The sequence below is a fragment of the Priestia sp. ABM2_011 genome, from assembly GCF_056158845.1.
This window is the reverse complement of sequence record NZ_JBSWUB010000001.1, coordinates 1,914,159-1,935,987: the sequence shown is the minus strand read 5'-3', so window position 1 is coordinate 1,935,987 and position 21,829 is coordinate 1,914,159. Positions and strand designations below refer to the sequence as shown.

Annotated in this window: 28 protein-coding genes; 12 read left to right on the top strand and 16 right to left on the bottom strand. The window is 40.3% G+C overall.

Features of this window, described 5'->3' with window-relative positions; all coding sequences use genetic code 11:
* Positions 1-73 precede the first annotated feature (73 nt).
* The 3 genes from ACXAE4_RS10320 to ACXAE4_RS10310 all read left to right on the top strand — a co-directional run bounded on the left by ACXAE4_RS10320 (position 74) and on the right by ACXAE4_RS10310 (position 966).
* On the top strand, positions 74-376 hold the full coding sequence (locus ACXAE4_RS10320) for a hypothetical protein (RefSeq protein WP_048019436.1): 303 nt from the start codon (positions 74-76) through the stop codon (positions 374-376).
* A 17-nt stretch (positions 377-393) separates the two neighbouring features.
* On the top strand, positions 394-696 hold the full coding sequence (locus ACXAE4_RS10315) for a hypothetical protein (RefSeq protein WP_289578146.1): 303 nt from the start codon (positions 394-396) through the stop codon (positions 694-696).
* A 132-nt stretch (positions 697-828) separates the two neighbouring features.
* The gene (locus ACXAE4_RS10310; RefSeq protein ID WP_176343688.1) at positions 829-966 is read left to right on the top strand and encodes a hypothetical protein; all 138 of its coding nucleotides are present in this window, start codon (positions 829-831) and stop codon (positions 964-966) included.
* Between the two features lie 79 nt (positions 967-1,045).
* Here the strand turns inward: ACXAE4_RS10310 and ACXAE4_RS10305 are convergent, their stop codons facing one another.
* Positions 1,046-1,987 (bottom strand): magnesium transporter CorA family protein, encoded by a 942-nt coding sequence (locus tag ACXAE4_RS10305; RefSeq protein ID WP_221781414.1) that lies wholly within the window; start codon positions 1,985-1,987, stop codon positions 1,046-1,048.
* Positions 1,988-2,156: 169 nt separating this feature from the next.
* On the opposite strand from ACXAE4_RS10305, the gene ACXAE4_RS10300 reads away from it, so the two are divergent.
* Positions 2,157-3,014 (top strand): STAS domain-containing protein, encoded by an 858-nt coding sequence (locus tag ACXAE4_RS10300; RefSeq protein WP_289578149.1) that lies wholly within the window; start codon positions 2,157-2,159, stop codon positions 3,012-3,014.
* 51 nt (positions 3,015-3,065) lie between these two features.
* On the opposite strand, the gene ACXAE4_RS10295 is transcribed toward ACXAE4_RS10300, so the two are convergent.
* Together ACXAE4_RS10295 and ACXAE4_RS10290 are read right to left on the bottom strand one after the other, a co-directional pair.
* The gene (locus tag ACXAE4_RS10295) at positions 3,066-3,290 is read right to left on the bottom strand and encodes a hypothetical protein (RefSeq protein ID WP_014459016.1); all 225 of its coding nucleotides are present in this window, start codon (positions 3,288-3,290) and stop codon (positions 3,066-3,068) included.
* Between the two features lie 32 nt (positions 3,291-3,322).
* On the bottom strand, positions 3,323-4,192 hold the full coding sequence (locus ACXAE4_RS10290) for an SDR family oxidoreductase (protein ID WP_028414695.1): 870 nt from the start codon (positions 4,190-4,192) through the stop codon (positions 3,323-3,325).
* A gap of 222 nt (positions 4,193-4,414) precedes the next feature.
* On the opposite strand from ACXAE4_RS10290, the gene ACXAE4_RS10285 reads away from it, so the two are divergent.
* On the top strand, positions 4,415-4,753 hold the full coding sequence (locus ACXAE4_RS10285; RefSeq protein WP_033580172.1) for a YflT domain-containing protein: 339 nt from the start codon (positions 4,415-4,417) through the stop codon (positions 4,751-4,753).
* An 81-nt stretch (positions 4,754-4,834) separates the two neighbouring features.
* Positions 4,835-4,990, top strand: a complete 156-nt coding sequence (locus ACXAE4_RS10280; RefSeq protein WP_141483553.1) for an intracellular growth attenuator family protein — start codon at positions 4,835-4,837, stop codon at positions 4,988-4,990.
* Positions 4,991-5,012: 22 nt separating this feature from the next.
* Here the strand turns inward: ACXAE4_RS10280 and ACXAE4_RS10275 are convergent, their stop codons facing one another.
* From ACXAE4_RS10275 to ACXAE4_RS10260, 4 genes are all read right to left on the bottom strand, one after another.
* On the bottom strand, positions 5,013-6,668 hold the full coding sequence (locus ACXAE4_RS10275) for a M14 family metallopeptidase (protein ID WP_289578152.1): 1,656 nt from the start codon (positions 6,666-6,668) through the stop codon (positions 5,013-5,015).
* Positions 6,669-7,248: 580 nt separating this feature from the next.
* Positions 7,249-7,833, bottom strand: coding sequence for a hypothetical protein (locus ACXAE4_RS10270; protein ID WP_289578153.1), 585 nt, complete (start codon positions 7,831-7,833; stop codon positions 7,249-7,251).
* A gap of 156 nt (positions 7,834-7,989) precedes the next feature.
* Positions 7,990-9,069, bottom strand: a complete 1,080-nt coding sequence (locus ACXAE4_RS10265; protein WP_099331201.1) for a DNA alkylation repair protein — start codon at positions 9,067-9,069, stop codon at positions 7,990-7,992.
* Between the two features lie 2 nt (positions 9,070-9,071).
* On the bottom strand, positions 9,072-9,554 hold the full coding sequence (locus tag ACXAE4_RS10260; RefSeq protein WP_099331202.1) for a GNAT family N-acetyltransferase: 483 nt from the start codon (positions 9,552-9,554) through the stop codon (positions 9,072-9,074).
* 327 nt (positions 9,555-9,881) lie between these two features.
* On the opposite strand from ACXAE4_RS10260, the gene ACXAE4_RS10255 reads away from it, so the two are divergent.
* Together ACXAE4_RS10255 and ACXAE4_RS10250 are read left to right on the top strand one after the other, a co-directional pair.
* Positions 9,882-11,012, top strand: coding sequence for a GerAB/ArcD/ProY family transporter (locus tag ACXAE4_RS10255; protein WP_165636365.1), 1,131 nt, complete (start codon positions 9,882-9,884; stop codon positions 11,010-11,012).
* A gap of 74 nt (positions 11,013-11,086) precedes the next feature.
* On the top strand, positions 11,087-11,557 hold the full coding sequence (locus ACXAE4_RS10250; protein ID WP_289578156.1) for a hypothetical protein: 471 nt from the start codon (positions 11,087-11,089) through the stop codon (positions 11,555-11,557).
* A 58-nt stretch (positions 11,558-11,615) separates the two neighbouring features.
* Here the strand turns inward: ACXAE4_RS10250 and ACXAE4_RS10245 are convergent, their stop codons facing one another.
* From ACXAE4_RS10245 to ACXAE4_RS10225, 5 genes are all read right to left on the bottom strand, one after another.
* Positions 11,616-11,861, bottom strand: coding sequence for a hypothetical protein (locus tag ACXAE4_RS10245; protein ID WP_165636363.1), 246 nt, complete (start codon positions 11,859-11,861; stop codon positions 11,616-11,618).
* Positions 11,836-13,395 carry a sodium:solute symporter family protein gene (locus ACXAE4_RS10240; protein ID WP_099331205.1) on the bottom strand — a complete coding sequence of 520 codons (1,560 nt, stop codon included), beginning with the start codon at positions 13,393-13,395 and terminating at the stop codon, positions 11,836-11,838. The genes ACXAE4_RS10245 and ACXAE4_RS10240 overlap by 26 nt, the downstream gene beginning before the upstream one ends.
* Before the next feature lie 278 nt (positions 13,396-13,673).
* Positions 13,674-14,369: a FadR/GntR family transcriptional regulator gene (locus ACXAE4_RS10235; RefSeq protein WP_013058211.1), complete on the bottom strand. Its 696-nt coding sequence runs from the start codon at positions 14,367-14,369 to the stop codon at positions 13,674-13,676.
* Between the two features lie 225 nt (positions 14,370-14,594).
* Complete coding sequence (locus ACXAE4_RS10230; RefSeq protein WP_047750310.1) at positions 14,595-15,224, bottom strand: CPBP family intramembrane glutamic endopeptidase; 630 nt, start codon at positions 15,222-15,224, stop codon at positions 14,595-14,597.
* A gap of 104 nt (positions 15,225-15,328) precedes the next feature.
* Entirely contained in the window at positions 15,329-16,258 is a 930-nt protein-coding gene (locus ACXAE4_RS10225) for a hypothetical protein (RefSeq protein ID WP_098999162.1), read from the bottom strand.
* A 115-nt stretch (positions 16,259-16,373) separates the two neighbouring features.
* Between ACXAE4_RS10225 and ACXAE4_RS10220 the strand changes: the two genes are divergently transcribed.
* Positions 16,374-16,874: a GNAT family N-acetyltransferase gene (locus ACXAE4_RS10220; RefSeq protein ID WP_098999234.1), complete on the top strand. Its 501-nt coding sequence runs from the start codon at positions 16,374-16,376 to the stop codon at positions 16,872-16,874.
* A 73-nt stretch (positions 16,875-16,947) separates the two neighbouring features.
* Positions 16,948-17,637, top strand: a complete 690-nt coding sequence (locus tag ACXAE4_RS10215; RefSeq protein WP_049165781.1) for a YoaK family protein — start codon at positions 16,948-16,950, stop codon at positions 17,635-17,637.
* A 36-nt stretch (positions 17,638-17,673) separates the two neighbouring features.
* On the opposite strand, the gene ACXAE4_RS10210 is transcribed toward ACXAE4_RS10215, so the two are convergent.
* Both ACXAE4_RS10210 and ACXAE4_RS10205 read right to left on the bottom strand, forming a co-directional pair.
* Positions 17,674-17,883: a hypothetical protein gene (locus tag ACXAE4_RS10210; RefSeq protein ID WP_028414708.1), complete on the bottom strand. Its 210-nt coding sequence runs from the start codon at positions 17,881-17,883 to the stop codon at positions 17,674-17,676.
* A 52-nt stretch (positions 17,884-17,935) separates the two neighbouring features.
* Positions 17,936-18,694 (bottom strand): DeoR/GlpR family DNA-binding transcription regulator, encoded by a 759-nt coding sequence (locus ACXAE4_RS10205; protein WP_475235960.1) that lies wholly within the window; start codon positions 18,692-18,694, stop codon positions 17,936-17,938.
* 164 nt (positions 18,695-18,858) lie between these two features.
* Here ACXAE4_RS10205 and ACXAE4_RS10200 point away from each other — a divergent pair, with 164 nt between their 5' ends.
* Complete coding sequence (locus ACXAE4_RS10200; RefSeq protein ID WP_176343664.1) at positions 18,859-19,734, top strand: Cof-type HAD-IIB family hydrolase; 876 nt, start codon at positions 18,859-18,861, stop codon at positions 19,732-19,734.
* A gap of 28 nt (positions 19,735-19,762) precedes the next feature.
* Here the strand turns inward: ACXAE4_RS10200 and ACXAE4_RS10195 are convergent, their stop codons facing one another.
* Together ACXAE4_RS10195 and ACXAE4_RS10190 are read right to left on the bottom strand one after the other, a co-directional pair.
* The gene (locus ACXAE4_RS10195; protein WP_049165787.1) at positions 19,763-19,993 is read right to left on the bottom strand and encodes a DUF3953 domain-containing protein; all 231 of its coding nucleotides are present in this window, start codon (positions 19,991-19,993) and stop codon (positions 19,763-19,765) included.
* Positions 19,994-20,004: 11 nt separating this feature from the next.
* The gene (locus ACXAE4_RS10190; RefSeq protein ID WP_028414711.1) at positions 20,005-20,970 is read right to left on the bottom strand and encodes a 2-hydroxyacid dehydrogenase; all 966 of its coding nucleotides are present in this window, start codon (positions 20,968-20,970) and stop codon (positions 20,005-20,007) included.
* Between the two features lie 126 nt (positions 20,971-21,096).
* Here ACXAE4_RS10190 and ACXAE4_RS10185 point away from each other — a divergent pair, with 126 nt between their 5' ends.
* A complete protein-coding gene (locus ACXAE4_RS10185) occupies positions 21,097-21,579 on the top strand; it encodes a DUF2500 domain-containing protein (RefSeq protein ID WP_028414712.1) in 483 nt (160 codons plus the stop codon).
* Positions 21,580-21,829 lie beyond the last annotated feature (250 nt).

Here is a 21,829-nt window from a genome sequence, read left to right as displayed (position 1 = left end):
ATTTACTTACTAACAATCAATGTTTCTACATTTCAGCAAAAGCACGACTATATATATGCAAGGAGTGAGGACGATGTATTTTTACGCGTTAGCACAAGGAACAGATTCTGGAGACCCAGTAACACTGCATCATGAGAAAAAATTTTCAAAAAAAGAATTTTTAGAGATGTTTAATGAAGCGTTAGATGAGCTGGATACGCATCCAGCTCCAAGCGAGGTCGGCGAATACCTTTGCCGTGCATACGGATTTCAAGAAATTGAAATCGAGACGGGTGTTGTCTGCTACTGCGCTCCGTTTAGAAAGCTAGACGACTCGGATATTATAGAAGACCGCACGTACATGGACGCCACGACAGGGACACTAAAATACAACTAATCAAAAAGAAAGGTTGGATGTATGTGAAGACCGTACAGAACATTTATCGAACGAGTGAAGCTGTACCAGAATCCGGTGCTTATATTTGCGCTGAAGGAGAAATTAAGATTTTTCAAAAAGATGATCTTTTTACACCGTGTCCACACACACGTGAATCCACGACGTGGAAGCCCGTAGATGACGCCTTTTCAACCGGAGAATTGGTTCCGCAAACCGGTCGCTATACCGACGAAAACGGCAATCAAGTAAAGCTAAAAGAAAACGATTTATTTCCAAGGTGCCTTCGTTCAGGTGAGCCTACGACGTGGAGGCGAGGCTAACAAACAACAAAGAGGCTGGGACAAAAATATTTTAGCCCAAGTGAAAAACGAACCATTAATCAACATGTTTGATGAGTGGTTCGTTTTTTGTGATGGTGAATATAGTTTGATCTATTTTGTTCCTTCTAGCAGTTGATTGGAGGGCAAGGCGAAGACTCCTGCGGGAAAAGCGGAACAGATGAGACCCTGCAGGAGCGCAAGCGACGTGGAGGCCCAGCGGCCGCCCGCGGAAAGCGAAGCCTTGCACGGAAATCAACTGCGGTGTCATAAGCAGGCCAGCTCATGTATCTCATTTGTTCGCCTTTGGGTTGGATTCATTTAGTTATGTCTCACCCTCTTTTATTAAAGCTTATTTAAAAAATGAATTCTTTTTTCTTCCTTTTAACAGATCTCCCGTCCAGCCTTTCATTTTTAAATAGAGATAAAGAGCAACCGTTGAAAGAACAATTAAAATGAGCGCGTAGATATAGCCAAACTTCCAATCAAGCTCCGGCATCCCTTTAAAGTTCATTCCCCAAAGGGCTCCAAAAGCGGTTAAAGGTGTACTAATTGCTGTTAAAAGCGTTAAAGCTTTCATGATCTCATTTCCTCGATGAGTAGACACAACTTCTTCTAATTTAATTAACGCGTCAAATTCTTTTTGATATTGTTCAATCAGCGTGAGGCCGATTTCTATTTTTTTACACATTCGCTGATATTGAATCGTTTGGTTAATTTTTTTATGAAACGCTTCTTCGATTCCCATGGTGACTTCTCGAACAGAACTGATTAAATTTGTCCATATAAGCAGGTCGTACCTCGCTTTATGAATGTCATCTAACACGTCGATGTTATTATTATGGCGCACTTCCCACAGAAGCTCTCTGAAATGACTTTCAAACTGATCAAATCCGTTTAAGTGCTTTTTCATAATTTCACCTAAAAGAATAAAAAAACTTTCTGCTGTATTAGCAGACTGCTTCATGCGTTCAATCATTCGTTCATGGTTGGTTTGTTCGAGGATTTTTAAATCGAGTCCCGCAGTTATAATAAACTCCTCGGTAATATAAAAGTGAAACGAATCGTAATCCCTTTGATCAAATGACTTCTTATGATAAATGAGTGAACCATAAATCAGCTCACTTTCTCCTACTACATCTACTTGAATATGATTAGAGTTTTTCTTTTGCAGCTGATGGCAAAACCATTCATCTCGTGGGTACTGATAGTCTTTAAGGACATCAGCTATTCCATCTGCTTCTTCTACATCAAACTGATACCATTTCCATTCGTCGTTCGTCACGGTATTCATACTTTCCCTCTTTCCCCTTTTATTAGGATTTTTCCCTATATACAATCAATTAAAACCTCCCACATTAAATAAACATACATTTCATATACATCTTTATTTCAAAAGTGCTATAATAATAGATACACTGCGCGTATGCGCGATGCTTCATCAGTTTGAGAGGAGAATAATAGTGAAGAAAGATATCGCTTTACGTTCTTATCTGCTAGAAAATGCACCAAATATGACCGAAGAATGGTATGAATCTTTGGACAGAAAATCTTCTGAAGGCGTTTATATCTCTAATGACCCTGATGTCATTCAACGGTTAAAAGCGCAAAACTATGAATTTCATTTATATATCAGCAACATCTTTATAGAAGATGAAAAAAGCTTTTTTGACTCTTTTAACACGTGGCTAAATAAAGTTGCCAAAGACCAGCAGCATCTCAGAACCCCCATTCAAAGTATTATTAAGGAATTTATGAACGTCCGAAAACAATACTGTGAGTATATTCGCCGATTTGCAGAACTTCATGATGACATCACTCAGCAGCACCTCGATGTGTGGAATGAAAAAGTAATAAGGGTATTTGATATTATTATTTTGAAATTCATTACAGAAGCGCAGGAATATGCCTCAAACCGCCTCCGCTCTCAGCAGGAAATGATTCATGAATTAAGTTCACCTGTTATTGTGATTAAAAAAGACGTGGCTCTTTTACCATTAGTTGGTGATATTGACACGACAAGAGCTAAAATGATTCTAGAAAGCACGTTAAAACAGTGTGCAGAAAAGCAAATTGCTCATTTGTATATTGATTTATCAGGCGTTGTGATGATTGATACAATGGTCGCACACGAGCTATTCCAGCTGATAGATGCACTTGATTTAATCGGCGTCAAATCGATTTTATCAGGTATCCGCCCTGAATTGGCCACTACTGCGATGCAGCTTGGACTAAAATTTGACCGTATACGGATTAAATCGAATCTTGCTCAAGCATTAGAAGATGATTCAAAAATTGTAATTGCTTCTAGTACTCATTAATAAATAGGTTTATAAAGACAAAAACAGCCTTCTCAGGCTGTTTTTTATCTTTTATTTTCTATGATGAATACGTTCAGAACCCGATTCATCCTTCGTTTTCTTTTTATTTTTCTCTTCTTTTTGTTCAAGTCTTATGTCTTCCATTGGCATAGGATCCACCGTTTCTTCTTCTTTAAAACGCTCAAATAACGTTTCGTCTTGATCTGTTACACGCTGTTCCGTTTCATCTCGTTTTTTTGGTGTATTTGAAATAGATCTTTTCTCGCGTTCTCCCATCGTTTTCTCCTCCTTTATAATAGGTGAAGCAATTATGTGTTCATGAAATCTCCGCCGTTGACATGAAGCGTTTGACCCGTCATATAAGATGAATCATTTGAAGCTAGCAGCACATAACAGCCTACGTGCTCCACAGGATGCCCAGGTCTGCCCATAGGCGTATCTGTACCGAATTCTCCTACTTTATCACTTGAGAAAGTAGACGGAATAAGCGGTGTCCAGATTGGTCCCGGCGCTACGCCGTTCACACGAATACCGTCTTTGACAAGCGCTTGCGCCATACTGCGCGTAAAGCCGTTAATTGCACCTTTTGTCGCCGTATAATCGATCAGCTGAGGATTCCCGCGGTAAGGATTAATGGACGTTGTATTAATGATAGCACTGCCTTTTCCTAAATAATCAAGCGCTTTTTTCGTAAAATAAAAGTATGAATAAAAGTTCGTTTTGAACGTTCGTTCAAGCTGTTCACTCGTAATTTCTTTAATGCTTTCTTTTGGATGCTGCTCTCCTGCATTGTTCACAAGGATATCAAGCTTTCCAAGCTCACTCACCGTTTTTTCTACCGCTTCGTTACAGAATGATTCGTCTCCTACGTCTCCTGCAATCAGCAAGCATCTTACACCTTCTTCTTCAATGCGGGCTTTTGTTTCCTCGGCGTCGCTATGTTCGTTTAAGTAAACGATGGCTACGTCCGCTCCTTCTTTCGCATAAGCAATGGATACAGCTCGTCCAATTCCGCTGTCTCCCCCGGTAACCAGCGCTACTTTTCCTTTTAATTTTCCTGTACCAATGTAATTGTCATCCTCATAAATAGGGAGAGGATTCATCTCACTTTCGATACCCGGCTGGCGGTCTTGCGTTTGCTCGGGCTGGCCTTGTGTTTGTTGATCTTGTAAATTCACTTTAATCTCCTCCTATTTTTGATGGAACTTTTTAGTATAGTCTAGGTTTAGCCTTCTGTTTTGAAGTTCAAACATCTTTTTTTGAAAATTTATGATGTTTCTATTCTCTTTTACTATCTGAGAAAATTCATAGAAAACAAGTTTAAAGTTGGAAACAAAGGCTACATGATGAGTAGAAGATGTATTTCGGAAATATCTTTTATCAGGAGGTTTGGTTCGTGTATGAAACACATTCAAGTAGCAGAAAACCAAGAGGAGGCAGTCTGCGTCATCCGTTCTTTTTTAAAGAAAGGATTTACAAGCAAAGAGATTTATCTGCTGGCCTACGATAAAGAATGGGCTCAGCATTTAACGGAGGCAACACATACAAAAAAGTACAGAATGGCAGAGCAAGGTATTTTTGAAACAGCGGTCAATATGCTTCTTTCAAGAGAAGATGAGCTTCTTTCAAAGATGGCTTCACTCGGCTTATCTAACAGGGAGGCAAACCGGTATATAGAAGAGATGAGACAAGGTCATGTCGTGGTTGTTGGCGCACAGAGTCAATCCATTCCCTACTAAAACAGCTGAAACGTTTTCTATTAGCTTATAAGGGTATTTAGTAAAATAAACCATTTTTTATCAAGAAAGGAAGTTATGATAATGTTAAACTACTTGGGCATTCAGATAGGCTCTCTTTACTTTCCTACTAGTATTCTTCTTATTACACTTCTTGTATTAGCCGGCTTTTTTATTTATTTCTTTTCTAGAAGAAGAAAAAACCGACAGCAGTCACGTGATCATAATGAAAAAGCGTGAAGCCAAGCTCCACGCTTTTTCATTATTTACGAGATTCTTTTTGCAAAGGCGATTTTTCAATGGAACGCGTAAACCGGTAAACATCAAGTTCTTGTCCTACCTCTGAAGGCAAATACCCAAACGTTGTGAAGCTGTCCACTGATTCCGGCTCAAGCGATAGAGACAATAAATTGTTTTGCGGCTGAGACGTTAAAAAGACGTAGCTTCCTTTTGGGAACGTCACCGTTTTCGACTTGACGATTGTTTGCACATCTACATTTGGTTTGTTTTCGTAGACTTCATTTTCAATGCGGCTGCTGACATTATACGCTTCTACTGAAAGAGCCGTTTCTTTCGTTAACTTGAATCCTTTTACTCCTTGTCCCTGCAGTTTTTTTGCTAACTCTTCATGTCCTGGTTTTAAAAGATAAGCAGTCGGACGCTCGCGGACAAGCGTCGGCGTTGCTTTCTTTGCACTGTAGTACGTCACAGGAATTTCTTTAACAGACGCGCTTTCCACATCAACCATTTCTAACGTAGAGTTTGGTATTTTTTTATTTTCACTGTTCACCACAATTGGATCATGATCATTTGCATTTTTTCCTTTTTTGACAAGCGCCGCTTTTTCTTTGGCAATCAGCGCTTTAATTTGTTTGGCGTGATTGGCTGTTTGTGTAATCAGCTTTTCTTGTGTAGCAATTTGCGCACTCACTCGCCGCGGAAAATCTTCTCGGCCAATGCCGATTCCTCTGCTTTCGACTAAAAATGAAAACGATGGATACAAGCCTAGTGAGTTTCGCCCGATTCGCGGTTCAACTGAGCCTTCTTCTACTTCCAGCTGCCCTTGTTTATTCACTTGAGACGTATAGTATACTTCTCCTGAATATCCTTGGTTTTCAATGGCTGTAAGCGTACTGTTCACAAACAGCTCATCCGACACGTCGCGAATGTTCTGCGGAATATTTAAGTTTCGACCGGACTGCAGTAAAATATCGTGATACTTCCACACGCCTTCTTTACCGATATTTTTAAATCCGCTGCTGTAAGGCGTATATTCATGAGCGTCGATGACGACTTCTGGTGAAAAACGGTTAAATTCAGCTCGTACGCTCTGCACTTCAGGGCTTTCAAGCTTTATGTAATCGCGGTTTCCGTCTAAATTATTTGCTAGCTGACGTTTAAATGCATAAGATCCGTCAGGATTAATGCGCGGCACAATGACAATGTTGACTTTATTTAACACATCTTTTCCAAAGTCTTCTGTCAAACGCGTTGCAACGGCGAGTACGGATTCACCGCTTGCCGGTTCATTACCATGAATTTGACTTTGAAGCCAAATCGTTGGCTTTTTAGATGTCTTTCCATCAGCAAACTTCTTTTCCTTCGAAAAATATAGAGCCGGAATGTCTCGCCCTTGCTGTGATTTACCGATAATCTTCAGCTTTACGTACGGACTTTTATGAGCAAGCGTTTGAACATAGCTCATCATTTCTTCTTGAGTCGTAAATGCGTCTTGCCCTTTCAGAAATGCCGGCGTTGCTTCATCCACCTTTATTTCTGGATAAAGCGCTTTAATTTTTTCCGGCTGACTGTAGTCTTTTCCGTAGTAAGGCATCTCAGCTTGTACCGCAAGCGGCGACAGCAATAATCCAATTGACAAAATCGCCGGCACGGCCGTTCGTTTTACAGTTTTTTTCATTCATTTACTCCTCCCCATCCCCTTGATTAGACATTTTAAATTTTTTAAATATTTAAAATGTTACATAAATAATTATACCGTTTAAGGAAATAACTTCAAGATAAGGGAGCTGAACCTTTTTGACTATTTTTAATGTATCAAATGAGTGCATTTATATAAAAAAGGATTGAGACATAGCAGAATCAATTCAATCTGAAGACAAATAATCTGGATTAACAATTCGGACTTCTTGTTCAACCGCAGTTGATTTCCGTGCAAGGCTTCGCTTTCCGCGGGCGGCCGATGAGCCTCCTCGTCGCTTGCGCTCCTGCGGGGTCTCACCTGTCCCGCTTTTCCCGCAGGAGTCTTCGCCTTACCCTCCAATCAACTGCTAGAAAGAATGAAACACATGAAATATACGTTCAACCTAACAAAACAACGAACCCCTAATCAAACATGTTGATCAATGGTTCATTTTTCCCTTCGGCTAAAATACATTTGGTCCAGCCTCTCTTTTATGTATGAACTGCTATAAACTTTAGCCCTTCATTGAACCCGCACTGTCCGTAATTTAGCTGCACATACTCCATGCAGCTATTGATCATTTCTTTACAGATTCTAACGTCTCTAAATCATATCGACCAATTTCTTTGTTATTTCTTGTAATGATGAGCTTTCCATGCCTCGCGACTTTTTGGAGGTTTTTTAATTTCTGATCGGAAGGAGCGAGAGGCATTTCTTTGTTTTTAACAGTCGCGCCCAGATCGTAGTGCACATCGACCTTTCCTTTTTTCATATAGTTAAACTCTTCAATTCCCATACCTGTACCGAACTGCTCATGCCCTTCATCAAATACATTAACGCCTACTGTATTGATAGATGCTTTCTTTAAATCTTCATTCGGTATAATTTTAGCTTCTATTTCGTCTTTATCATTTTGATAGAATTTACGCTTGCCTTGCTGCTTCATTTTAAACTCGTAATACAGCGCTTTTGGTTTTACGTCGACCATTTTTCCTTTGCTATCTTGTATACCAACTTTTCCAATTAAATCAGCATCATCCGTTATCTTGACTTTCACTTTTTGAATGCTATAGCCGCTCTCTTCTTTGCTAGCAGAGTTTGAGCACGCTACCAATGACATTGCCAAAAAAGCACTCAATGTGCCCACCATAAATTTTTTCACTTCACCACTCCTTAAGGATTAATATACCATAAAAGGAATTTAAATGAATGTTTATCAGTCGATTTTGTAAATAAGTAAAGGGACAGCAACCTATTGACTTACGTTTCCTCATCAGCTCTATAGAAACATAAAAAAACTCTCTCCATCAGGAAAGAGTTACTCAATCACAAAATCCGCTTCTGCTTTTACCACTCCGTTTACAATAACAGAAAGCGTATGCTTACCATTATAATGTTTTCGTGTACTTAAATCTTTAAACCCATGCTTTTTTGTGACTGTCAGCGCTTGGCCTGCTTTTGCTTGAACATTTTTTAGCATAAACACTTTTTGAGTGCGGTTTCCTTTTGCTTTTACGTAATGAATTCCATACTCTATGCGAAGCGGCATGTTTTTTTCCACCGATAACTCAAAGGAAAAGTCAATGCTATCACCAATCGTAATGACATGCGGCTGTAAGCTAAGCCCTGTGACACTCACGCCCGGATCATCTCCATAGCCAAAAAGAGACAGAGCTTCAGGATCTCCTTTTTTCAGCAGTGAACGGCACGCATGCTTGACGATCCAATCGGTTTTAACGTCTTTTCCGTACCATCTTTTCATCACGTCAAGCATCCAATCTTTTTCTATGTACGAAATATCGTTTAAATGATTGGCTACGCTTTTGCGGACATAGAGCGATTCATCTCGTTTTAACTGCTCTAAAATCGGGAGCGTTTGTTTTGGATCCTGCTTTAACGCAGGTACTGATTGTCCCCACGGAAGTCTAGGTCGGCTCCCTTCGCTTGCTAATCTGCGAATATGATGGTTTTCATCTCCTGCCCATTCAATCATTTGCTGGAGCATTCGATTTGTATCTTGAATCAAAAACGGACGCACCCCAAATTCTGATGTGGAAAACGGTGTAAAAAACGCGAGTGCTTTTATGGAAGCTTCCCAAGCGTTTAATCCGTATAGTTCAACGTAATCTGGAAAAATCGTGCCTTGAAGTCCTCCTACCGTTGGAGCCGCTTTATATAAAATATGAAGTGCTTCTTCATAATCCGCCGGCAGCACTTCATGCATGGAAAGCGTAATTCTTCTCATGCGCTCTTTCAGCGCTAAGCCTTCCCAGTCCTGTTGAAAAACCAGCTGATGAAATGCTTTTTGATCAAATGAACTCATTTCACGTGAAAAAGCGTCACTCAAGTGGGTAATCAATTCTTCATTAAATACGCTTTTACGTAACTCTTCAGCCATATCTATCCCTCTTTTCCAGGCAGTATTTTATTTTCTTTTGAATAAAGCGCCCGCTCATACATGCCTTTTTTAAAAATTTGCATAAACAGCTGCTTATTTTTAACTTCTTTAAATCCGTACTGACTGTACAAACCGTGAGCATCTTTTGTCGCTAGTAAAATTTTTCGTACGTCTTGAATCGGCTGATAGCGAATCATTTCTTGTACCAGCGCTTTTCCAAGGCCGTTGCCTCGCGCGTGCGGAAGAATAAACACATCCGCCAAATAAGCAAACGTCGCAAAATCTGAAATAATTCGCCCAAATCCTACTTGTTTATCACACTCATCATATACGCCAAAGCAAACGGAGTGTTCAATAGACGTTTGAACAAGGTGAAGCGGAATTCCTTTTGCCCAGTACGATTCATGATGAAGGTACGAGTAGATAACATCTATATCAAGCTTTTCTTTATCTGTATGTATGGTAAACTGATGATTTTCTTTCATGCTGTATCCTCCTTGCTTCTCTATCATAGCACAAATGTTCGCCATAGAAAAAAGCCTTTTATAGAGAAAAGGCTTTTTTCGTTAGTATGATATTTTTTTAGAAACGGAAGGATTTTTTCGATAGCGTCTTCCGACTATGTAAATAAGCGGACTGCAAATAAATCCAACGCTCTCTCTCCTTTTACGCACTTTTCTCTTATATCTTCGGCTAGCGTACTTATTTTTTAACAAAATATCCCTATTTTCTTTCCAACTCTTTACTTACATGATGCATATGCTCCACGTTAAAAAGCGCATACTAGCTGTAGAAAAGGAGGCGGATGGATAGTGGAAAAAGCTCGAATCAGCGGATGGCAGCTGTTTGTGTTAATTACGCTCTTTGAGATTGGCAGTGCCTTTTTAGTCGGCTTAGCTATGGACGCTAAGCAAGATGCTTGGATTGCTATTTTAGTTGGTATGATCAGCAGCTACGCACTCATTTTTATGTATTATCGCTTGTACCGCTATTATCCGCATTTAGCGCTGACGGAGTATATCGAAAAAATTATTGGAAAAGTGCCGGGACGCATACTTGCTTTTCTTTATGTATTATATTTTGCGAATGGAGCCGCGCGGGTGCTGCGCGATTTCGGTGCGATGCTTCTCACTTTCGTCTATCCCGATACGCCGCTTTTTATGGTGAACGCTTTACTGATGCTCGGAATTATCTATACGATTCATAAAGGAATTGAAGTAATGGCACGTTCGGCAGAACTGCTGTTTTTCTTCATTTATATACTCGCCGTCGCTGGCTTTATTCTTATCTTTGTTTCTGGCCTTCTTGATTTTTCAAACCTAAAGCCCATGCTTGAAAACGGCATTGTGCCGGTACTGAAAGTTGCCTACAGCCAAACGCTTTATTTTCCTTTTGGTGAAGTGATTGTATTTTCCATGATTTTCCCGTATACAAAAAATGTGAAAAAGACCGCTCTGATTGTATTCAGCGCAATCACGTTAAACGGTATTAATCTTATGATCACAATGATTGTGAATATAGGTGTGCTGGGCGTTACCTTAACGTCGAGGTCTGCTTTTCCACTTTTAAGCACCGTTCAAAGCATTCAATTTGCAGGGTTTTTAGAGCGGCTTGATGTATTTTTCATGGTGGCTTTAATTACTGGCGGCTTCTTTAAAATCGGTCTGTTTTTCTACGCCACCGTGCTAGGTCTTTCTCACGTGTTTGAGCTTAAAAACCCGTCACCGCTTGTATTTCCAATCGGCTTGGTCATTTTGTTTTATTCATTGTCTCTTGCTCAAAACTATTTCGAACATATATATGAAGGGTTAAACATCATTCCGTTCACTTTACACCTTCCGTTTCAAATTGTCATTCCTGCTTTTTTACTAGTGATCGCATTTTTAAGAAATCGAAAAAAAGTACAGTCCGTCACTGTGAAGAAGACCGCAGAAAATTCGTAGTATGTCCATTTCTCTATTGGATTTAATCTCCTAAAATTATACAATATAGTCAAGAAGCCAAAAGGAGAACCAATATGATTGGATTAATTCTTTCTATTTTAGTATTTAACGTTCTTGCTTTTAAAACAAACAAGCGCTTCACAGCAAATCAAATTGTACACATTTGGATGTTCACCATTGCTGCTCAGCATATCTTTGACGTCTTCATTAATTTCAAATTTCACGGCTACTGGTATTTTACACAAGAGACGGACTGGCAAGGTATTTTTGCCTATACTGTTCTCATTCCGCCTGTAAACATGCTTTTTCTTACCTACTATCCCCTTGCCGGGAAATTCACAAAAAAAGCCGCCTATATTTTATTTTGGTCGGTTGCTGTTTTACTTTATGAAGTAGTGGCTCTTCTCCCTGCTCCTTGGGGTTATTTTCACTACGGATGGTGGACGTGGTGGTATTCGCTTCTGCTAAATCCACTGTTGTTTTGGATGGTGGTGCAGTATTACCGGTGGGTGTGTAAGTTGGAGAGGAATTCTAGACCAATATAAGTAATTAATGAAAGAACAGCTTTTCTGCAAAAGAAAAGCTGTTCTTTGATGAAATCTATTATTTTAAAGCGCTATCCTTCTTCTCCCTCACAAACTCCACCACAGGCCCGACAATAATACAAATCCCTGCGATAATCAGCCAGCCAAACGCCAGATACGTCCAACCTTTAAAAAAGGAAAGCGTATATTGATAGCCCGTTAAAAACATAACGCCTGGAAACAAGAGGACAAATAAGAATGTAAGTCCCAGCGCCCAGCACGTACATAGCTTTGCGTCTTTATTTAACTGTTGTTGTGGATCCATACGCCACTTCCTCCCTTAATGGTTCATCTCCATGTTCATCAAAGCTTTTGAATTTGTCTTTTAGTTCATCAAAGTCAAATTCTTTTTTAGCAAGCAAGCCGTGTCCAATTGATATGACCCCACTGATGATAAAAACGGTAGAATTTCCAATAAGCATTGGATACAGTCCGCCAAGGGCATCCACATTAATGTAACCATTAATCACGTAAGCAGATGTGTTCCATGCGATAACGCCTCCGATCATTCCTAACAGCGCGCCGTAAAATGCACCTGTGTTCGTCGCTTTTTTCCACATCAGTCCAAGCGTGACGGGAATAACGGCTCCGCTGACGAAAATACCCATGGCCATATACACAAACCCAAGGCTAATTCCTAAGTAAAACAGTAAAATGGAAAACACGCCCATCGCCAGCCCAAAGCCAAGCGTCACTTTTCGCGACGTGCTTAAGATTTTTTTACTGCTTGCTTTCGGGTTGATAGAACGCAGGTAAATGTCCGTTACGATAATATTCGTGATCGCCGTTAATTCAGCCGCTCCTGTCGACATTACTGCCATAAACAGCATCGTTAAAAACAAAATAGAACCTAGATTTCCAAGCACGTGTGACGCCATAACGGGTGCAATGGAATCTGGTGAATCAACCGCAATTCCAAGACCAGCGGCACTTACGCCAAGGAAAGTGGCAACGGCAAAGGGAATCGAAAACCAGGCAATTCCGCCGTAAATATACGCTTTTGAAGCAGCGCTGTTTTTACTTGCGATGGCACGCTGCCAGTAAGCTTGATCCACAAAGACCGTACCGAAGTTCCCGATAATATTAATCATCCCAAACAAAAGGCCCGGCACCGATGCCATCGTAAGCATATGCTGTGACGAAGGCAGATTTTTCAGCCCTTCGTACACGCTTGTTACGCCGAACTTATAATAGACGGCAGCAGCAAAAATAAATAAAATAATGAAAATAAAAACAGTGTTAAAATAATCAGCAACAAATGAGGCTTTTAAACCGCCAATCATGGTGTAGATGGTAAACGTAAGAGGAATTAAAAAAGCGGCAACAAAAATATTCATCCCAGTAAGAGAGTTTAAAGCAATGGCTCCTCCTAAAATAACCATGGCGGTCACAATAATATTTGTCATAAGAGCAAAGCCAAGCATTAAACGATGATTTTTCACGTCGAAACGCTGTGCAATAAATTCTAAAAACGTATGAGCGTTCGGTGCTTTTTTCTTCAGGTTAATCGCTACAATGGCAAACAGCAAAATTTGAATGCTTGCTCCCGCTGCGTACCAATACGGTCCGCTAATTCCGTACTGATAGCCTGTGGATGAAGACATCATTAACGTAGCGGCCCATGTCCACGCGGCGATAATGGATGCACTCGCCAGCCCAACGCCTACATTTCTTCCGGCTGTACTGAACTGCTCAGCCGTCATTTCCTTTCCTTGACGGCGCTGCATCATAATTGTAACGGCCGTAAATCCTCCTCCAAAAATCAGTAAAATCAAATATCCGACGCTTGATGAAAGCATCTTATCCCTCCTCTTTCTATAAATGTTAGATTTACTAACATAAATATGTAAATAAAAGTAACATTTGTTAATAAAATACCACGTCGTAAAATTATTAACAATACTGTATTTTCTGATTATTAAAGAGTATAATTAGATATTTTCTCCTTTCACACAAAAAAAAGCCGGCACATTTGCACCCGCTTAAGCATAAATTTTCGTTTTCATCGTGTGCTATTTCCTCACATGAATGGTCTGATTAATAAAAAACGACAGCCACTAGGGCTGTCGTTTTTTTATTATTGAGATACCATTACTTTTTGGCGAACGTGCTCTAAGTGATCACGAACCGCTTCTGCTGCTTCTTCTGGCTCTCCATTTTTAATCGCTTCAAAAATACGCTCATGGTCAGCATCCGTTTGCTTGCGATTTTCTTTTTGGCTTTTATTTAACGAATAAGCAAGCGCTTTTCGATATAAATGCCCTAAATCTTCTACGGCATGAAGAAGGAATGAATTATGAGCTGCTTTCACGATATCATGGTGAAAACGATAGTCTGCTTCATGTCCAATTTCTTCACTGTTATGAACCGTCTTTTTAAATGCTTCTAACGATTCTTTAATTTCAATCAGTTCTTCATCTGTGCGGCGCAGCGCGGCTAAGCTCGCTGCCTGTGACTCAATGATAATACGCATTTCAATTAGTTCAAGAACCTGATCTGCTTCAACCATTTCAAACGTCATTGGATCAAGCATGCCCACTAAGTTTACACGCTTTACGTAGCTTCCTCCGCCTTGTCTTGATTCAATCAATCCACTGGCAGAAAGAACGCTTAGCGCTTCACGAATCGGTGCGCGGCTCACTCCAAACATTTTTGACAGTTCATGTTCCGACGGTAAACGAGACTCTGGCGGGAACGTTTTCTCTTTAATCATCTTCTTTAATTGATCAAGCACTTGACTAGATACTTTTTTACGCTCAATAGGTACAAACATACTTCTATTCCTCCTCCAAGTAATTATCTCTCTCTCTTTTTTTAGTGTTCATCGGACCCAGATTAACTATGTGTATTCCGATTTATGTAAACGCTTCAATCTTTGTATTACAAGTATACATTATTTCAATTCAAATGTGTTGATAAAATTTTACTATTATTGTTATTATACCATGAAAACAAGTTATAAATGAATAACGATTCATGGTTTTTTGATATAATACCACTATCTTACATATAATCCGTATACAATCATAATCGCCGCATCCGCTAGCGCATGACTGATGATGGCCCCTTTGATACCATATCGCTCTCTTATATACGCCCACATCATACCTGCTGAAAAGACGCCTATTACCGAGATCATATTAAACGGAAATACGAAAACAGGAAGGATAATGAATACGTGATAAAGCGTATAAAAGCTTGATGTAACAGCGCTTGAAGCAAGTACAGAAACATGCTTTTTCACTTTATTTTGTATATACACCCGCCAATACATTTCTTCTAAAACAGGATTAATAAAAATCAAAACGACGGCTAAAACGGCAACTTTCCACCCGCTAAATCCCCATATTTGCAAAACCGCTTGCATATCTTTCACATGAAAGATTTTACCAGAAAAAAGCAGGCTGCTTCCAATTATCGCAGCGGCACATAGAACTCCGCTCAGAGTTCCCACATACAGAGATTTCTTTGTAAGCGCTACCTTAAAGTTAATTTTATTATTCGCATATAAAATCATAAACATCCAGCCGTAAAAGCAAACAAATGTTACCAACACATTTTGGATAAGCCACAAACCGAAAAAAACAAAGATTGTAGGCATGAACAGCAAAAACAAAAATTTTATCACGTTTATGGCGCACCTTCTTTAAAAGCCGCTTTTCTTTTACCAAGTAAACCTTTCGCATTCAAAAGGTTTACTATCTTTTATCTTATAAAAGTCCAGTGGTATTTTCAATTATTTTTTAATTCTTGCTCCAGCTCGCGAAGACTTTCTTCCAGCTTTTTCTTTTCTTCTTCAAAGTGAGCATCGTCTTTAAAAGCTGAAGCTAAAGGCGCTGCCTCTTCATTTTCTCTTAGCCAATCCGGCGTCAATTCTCTGCGAACGACACGCTTTTTATTGACGTAGGAAATCGGCTTGTCAGTCTGTTGACTCGCTAGCGCTCGCTGTGATGTTACATAATGCTTATGAAAAAGATGCTGTTTGATATAGGCAAACGCTCGAATCGTATCACCGCTGTATTTAGGCTCGTAGTGATCGAATGCCTCATGCAGTCCTGATAGCGCCGTTTCTAGTGGTATTTCGCTTTTTGCGACTTCGTACATATGCTTCAAGTCATTCGCTGAAGGATACACCCCTCGGTTTCTTCTAGCGATAAAAGCAGCTTCTAACGTTTGGACGTAAGCGTCATGCGCGTCTTCTTCTTTTTTTATTTGAGTTGTATTTTCTGCTGTAGTCTCTGTTAATGACGCCTTCACTGTGACCGGCTCCGCTGCTTCAATTTGACTAGCCCTTTCTGTCAAATTGACATCTTCGAGCTCTTCAAATTCATCGCTTGGCATAAGCTTTTCTAATTGCTCATAATCAATTCTATACCAAACCGTATTATTAAATTTAGAGCGGTTGTATTTTCCTTTTATAATTAACCCTTCTTTTTCAAGCTTTGAAATGATGCGTTGAATCGTTGAAAGCGACCAAAACGGAAACTGCTGCAGCCACTGCTGATTGGTATTGTATACCCACGTATATCCGTCCTGGACGTTTACGCTTTTTTCAAGCCAGTAGTGAAGCTGCTGAAGAAACAGCGCTCCGTTCACTCCTACTTTGACTGCAAGCGCCGGCAGTACAAGTAACGGCTGATCTTTTAATAATAATTTACTCATTACGTCATCTCCTTTGTTATGTAAAATAGCTACTATATATATACAAAGAAAACGGAAAAACGGGGATACCACCTTTAAATTTATGTTAAAATATAGAAAAAAACGAGGTGAGCAGATGATACGTCAAGGGAGAATTGGTGATGAAGCGGGCATTGCCCACGTACACGTAGAAAGCTGGAAATCGACTTATAAAGGACTTGTTCCGGATTCTTTTTTACATTCGTTGAACGCTGAAAAGCGAAAAGCCGTCTGGAAAAAGCAGCTGGAATCAAATTCTGTTTTCGTTGCAGAAGAAAACGGTCAAATCGTAGGCTTTGCTTCTTATGGTAAAGAAAGAACCAACAAGCATCCTTCCTATACCGGAGAACTGTATGCCATGTATTTACTCACAGAGCATCAGCGAAAAGGAATTGGCAAAGCGCTTATGCATAAAATAGCGCAAAAGCTTGTAGACCGTGATATACATACGATGCTCACATGGGCTTTTGAACAAAACGGCGCCTGTCAATTTTATGAAGCGCTTGGCGGAAAAAGAATCGATCGCGCCGACGTTATCATTGATGGTACATCTCTATCTGAAGTGGCTTTTGGGTGGGACACACTTGAAAATTTGTAGGACAACTCTCTGGACAGATTTTTTTCTTCACGGTAAACTGTTTAGTTGGTATAAAAAGAAAGGATGACTTACCGTGACGAATTCTACTTATCGAAACATTATTTTGCTCGTTCTTTGCGTAACAGCAGGTATCGTCGATGTGATTGGCTACTTAAGCCTTGGTCATATCTTTACTGCAAATATGACGGGAAACATCGTGCTGCTTGGGTTAGCAATCGGAAACTCGCTTGAAACAACTGTTTTTCATTCCCTCACAGCTTTAGGAGGTTTTATTGTAGGAGTTGTAGGAGCTGCAATCCTAGTTGGAAACAAAGAAAAAACGTTTTGGCCTAAAGCCGTAACGATTGCCCTTGGAATAGAAGGATTGATTTTACTTGTTTTTGCACTTTTATCTTCGTTTTCTCCTTCTTTACACTTAACTTACTTATTTATTTTCTTATTAAGCTCAGCAATGGGTCTTCAAACAACGGCTGCTCGAAAGCTTGGCGTAGCCGGAATTTCTACAACTGTATTAACAGGGACGCTTGCTAACTTCTTTGAAGACGTAACGGCACGTTTTCGCAGCTCTCGCTACCGCAAAACGTTTAACACCGATGCGATTCTTCGCGCGCTGTCTCTTGTGCTTTACTGCTTTGGCGCTGTTATCGCCGCACTTGCAGAGCCAGCTTATAAATTTGAAATTATTTGGCTGCCAATTGTGATTCTATTAGCTATTATCATTTTTGTCAGCACGAAGTTTCGTTCTGATTCAGAAAACAAATAATAATAAAAAACCCGTTTCAATAAAGAAACGGGTCTTTTATTTTCCGGATAGTGCCCCTAACACGCCAAAAATAATGGCGACCACAGGTCCTACAATAAATAGTCCAATTAAAATCGATCGTATAGCTTCCCATAGAAACCATAAAGGGCCTTGCCTGGACTCTGCTTTTTCCACTCTTTCCTCTAGGTGTTCGACTCTTTGCTGAAGCTTCGCTAATTCCTGCGTAACATCTATTTGTTCGCTCATCGCTCAAGCTCCTTTTTACTCTACATTACCATATACTTCCTTACTAACACTACTATTTATTTGTGATTACTTCAATGCCGATTTCGCGGTAAGCATTTAACACGGTTTCGTTCACATGTTCTTCTGTAATGAGCCAATCTAGGGAGTTGGCTGAGCTGAACGTGTACGTTGAAGACGTATTGAGCTTTTTTGCTGTTACAATAGCCGCTACTTCACTCGCGCTTTTTATCATTTGACTTTTGATGTGCATTTCTTCAAGCAAAGGAATGCTCATACCGATTTTAGGATCGATTGCGTATACGCCTAAAAAACAAATATCCGCTCGAATTTGTTTAAGCGTATCAACCACGCTTTGTCCTACCGTGACCATCGATTCTTTTCGAAACGTTCCTCCAAGAGAAACAACTTCTACAAAGTCATGTTCCGCTAGTGCAACGGTAATTAACGGACTGTTTGTAATAACCGTAACGTTTAAATTCTTTGGAAAAGCTTTGACGAGCTGAATATTTGTTGTACTTCCGTCCATCAAGAGCACCTGCCCGTCTTTAATTAACGGAAGCGCCGCAACGGCAAGTGAATGCTTAACATCCATCAATTCACGTTTACGCTCTTTGTAATCAACCGCAGACGTGGAACGCGGAAGCGCTCCTCCGTGTACGCGCTGCAGCAGACCAAGCGCATCCATTTCCCGCAGGTCTCTGCGGATTGTATCTTCTGAAACGTTCAGCGTTTGGCTAAGCGTCGTAGCTACAATGCGCCCTTCTTTTTCAAGCAAATTCATAATTTGTTTGCGTCTTTCTTGTTTTAACATTGCTTGTTCACCTGTTTTCTTTCTGCTTTTTACTTTATTATACTTGTTTCTTTTGTAAAAACAATGTAAAAACGCTTGATTATCAGTGTTTTTTCGTTTATTGTAGGATAAACAAGATAAAACACGCAAAAACAAGTAATAATAGTCAAAGGGAGAGATAGTTTATGAAGATGATTTTTACAGACTTAGATGGAACTCTTTTAAATAGCAGCAGTGAAATTAGCACAATGAATGCAGAAGCAATTAAAAAAGCGCAAAAACACGGAGTTGAAGTCGTGGTTGCTACAGGTCGCGCTTATTTCGACGTGCAGGAAATTTTAAAAAAAGCTGAGCTTTCCAACCTTTGGGTGATTGCCGCAAACGGAGCGACTATTCATGACCCGGACGGACAGCTCAGACATTCTGTTCCAATTGATGACCAGCACGTAAAAGAAGCGCTTCAGTGGCTGGATGCAAACGAATTTTATTATGAAGTGTTTGCTGAACATGCGATTTATACACCAAACTCAGGCCGTGAGCTGCTGGCCATTGAAATTGACCGGGTAAAAAGCGCCAATAAAAACGTGGACGAAGAAAGACTTCATCACGCTGCGGCTAAGCAGTACAGCCAAACGGGATTTGCCTTTGTTGCATCGTATGAAGATATTTTAAATACAAACGCTGAGCTTTATAACGTATTAGCTTTTTCATTTGATGATGAAAAACGAAAAAAAGGCTGGGATCACTTTAGCAAGCAGCACGACATGACGCTTGTCTCTTCCGCTGATCATAACTTTGAACTCGAACACAAAGACGCCTCAAAAGGAAACGCATTAAACTACGTTGTAAAAGAGCTTGGCGCTTCTCTTCACGATACCATTGCCATTGGAGACAGCTTTAACGACGTATCGATGCTGCAAAGAGCTGGAAAAGGAATCGCTATGGCAAATGCGCACGCAGAAATTAAAGCACTAGCTGATGACGTTACATTAACAAACGATGAAAACGGAGTAGCTTCCGTTATTGAAAACGTGTTAGAAACGCAGCTAAAAGCACATTAAAAAAACGCTTGGCAAATGCCAAGCGTTTTTAAATGGTCATGCGATAAAGACCGACAAACCAGCTGAATAGCGCAACGAAAAACAGCAGCCAGGCGCTGGTTTTCTTTCTTTTTTGCCACTCAATTGCTCCTAAAACTAGCATCGTTAAGCCTAGAAGTATATTTAAAAGCGAAAGGAACTGGTCATTGTGGGTGAGCATCATATAAAGAGCCAGTCCAACGGTAATAATTGAAAAAATAAGCTGTAATGCTTTTAACAAAAAATCTCTCCTTACTTGTAGTTCACTTCTTCATTCACGCACGTCACTAAAGGCTTTTTCTCAAGGCCTAAAAGCAGGTTTTGGACGGCTAGATCTGCCATGCGATTGCGCGTTTCGTACGTAGCGCTTCCAATATGCGGCGTTACTAACACATTTGAAAGCTGCAGCAGCTTGTGATCTGCCGGAAGTGGCTCTGGGTCTGTTACGTCCAGTGCGGCATACGCAATTTCTTCATGTTTCAGCGCTTCGTACAGTGCTTCCGTATCCACCAATCCTCCGCGCGCTGCGTTCACAAAATACGCGCTGTTTTTCATAGCTTTAAATTCCGCTTCTCCAAACATGCCTTTGCTTTCATTTGAAAGCGGCACTAAGCATACGATACAGTCAGCTGTGTGAAGCAGCTCTTCAAACGAAAGGTATACGGCATCAAGCTCTTTTTCGGCTTCATGCTTGCGGCTTCGGTTGTGGTAAACGATGTTCATCCCCGATGCCTTTGCTCGTCTGGCAACGGCGCTTCCGATATCGCCCATTCCAACAATACCAAGCGTTTTTCCAAATAAATCAACGCCAAATACCGTTTCCCAGTTTCCTTGTTTCACTTTTTCATAGCCTTCATGAATGCGGCGAGCTGCTGACAATAAGAGACCGAACGTTAAATCGGCTGTCGCTTCTACTAACACGCCTGGCGTATTGCTAAACGGCACGCCTTTTTTTGTACACGCTTCGACATCTACACTGTCATACCCGACGCCTGATTGAGAAATAACGCGCAGATTCGGTGCTGCTTCTAATAGCTCTTCGTCCACTGTAATGTGGCCGATATTAAAAAAGCCGTCAGCATCACGAAGCCAGTCGCGCAGCGTTTCTTGTGGAATCTTCCCTTCTCCTTCCCACATTTGAATATCGCAGTGTTCCGCTAGCTTTTCGTAAGCGTTTGGCCACGTCTTTCCAGACATAACAACTTTGTATTTCCCCATGTTGATCTCTCCTTTTCCTTGTTCACTCATATGTATGAATAGTAACTAGCTATCCTATCATAAGACTACTATAAAGATGAAACTTTTTCCATTCAGGAACCGTATTTATAGTAAGGGGGAATACGAATGTTTGAAGATGAAATGATATTTGAAGATAACCCGTCCGGAGATGACATTGTTTTTGAAGGTGATGCTGACCTAAGCGGAGGCGCTTTTTTTCCAGACGATGCGTTATTTAACGGAATGCCTACGTTTGTTATGCTATTTTTTGTTATTGTTATTGGTATTTTCTTATTTTCTATTTTTAAAGGAATCAGCACGTGGAGCAAAAATGAGCAGTCTCCCCGTCTATCTGTAAAAGCAAAAATTACGGGCAAACGGACAAACGTCCAGCACCATAACAGCCATGCTCACGAACATCACCACTCTCATACGTCTACAACTTACTACGTAACCTTTCAATTTGAAAGCACCGACCGCTCTGAATTTACTGTTTCAGGCAGCCAGTACGGCAAGCTTGCAGAAGGAGACGAAGGAATACTGACGTTTCAAGGAACTCGTTTTTTGGATTTTCAAAGAAATCTCAGTGAAGAACATACAGATGCTTAGCTTATGACCTCGTGCTTTTAGAGGTCTTTTTTACTGTAATGGAGCATTCATATAGCCAATGACCTAATTGTGCCCTTTTTGCATTGTAGAAGAACGTTAACCAACGTAAAAACATACCGTGTAACACATTCATTTAAGCAGGCAGGTGATTTTATGTATTCTCCTTATTCAGGCAGCGGTATCTACTACGGACATTACGGAGAGGCCCCTCATTCGCATCCTATTCAAACAATACTGACGCAATACTGGC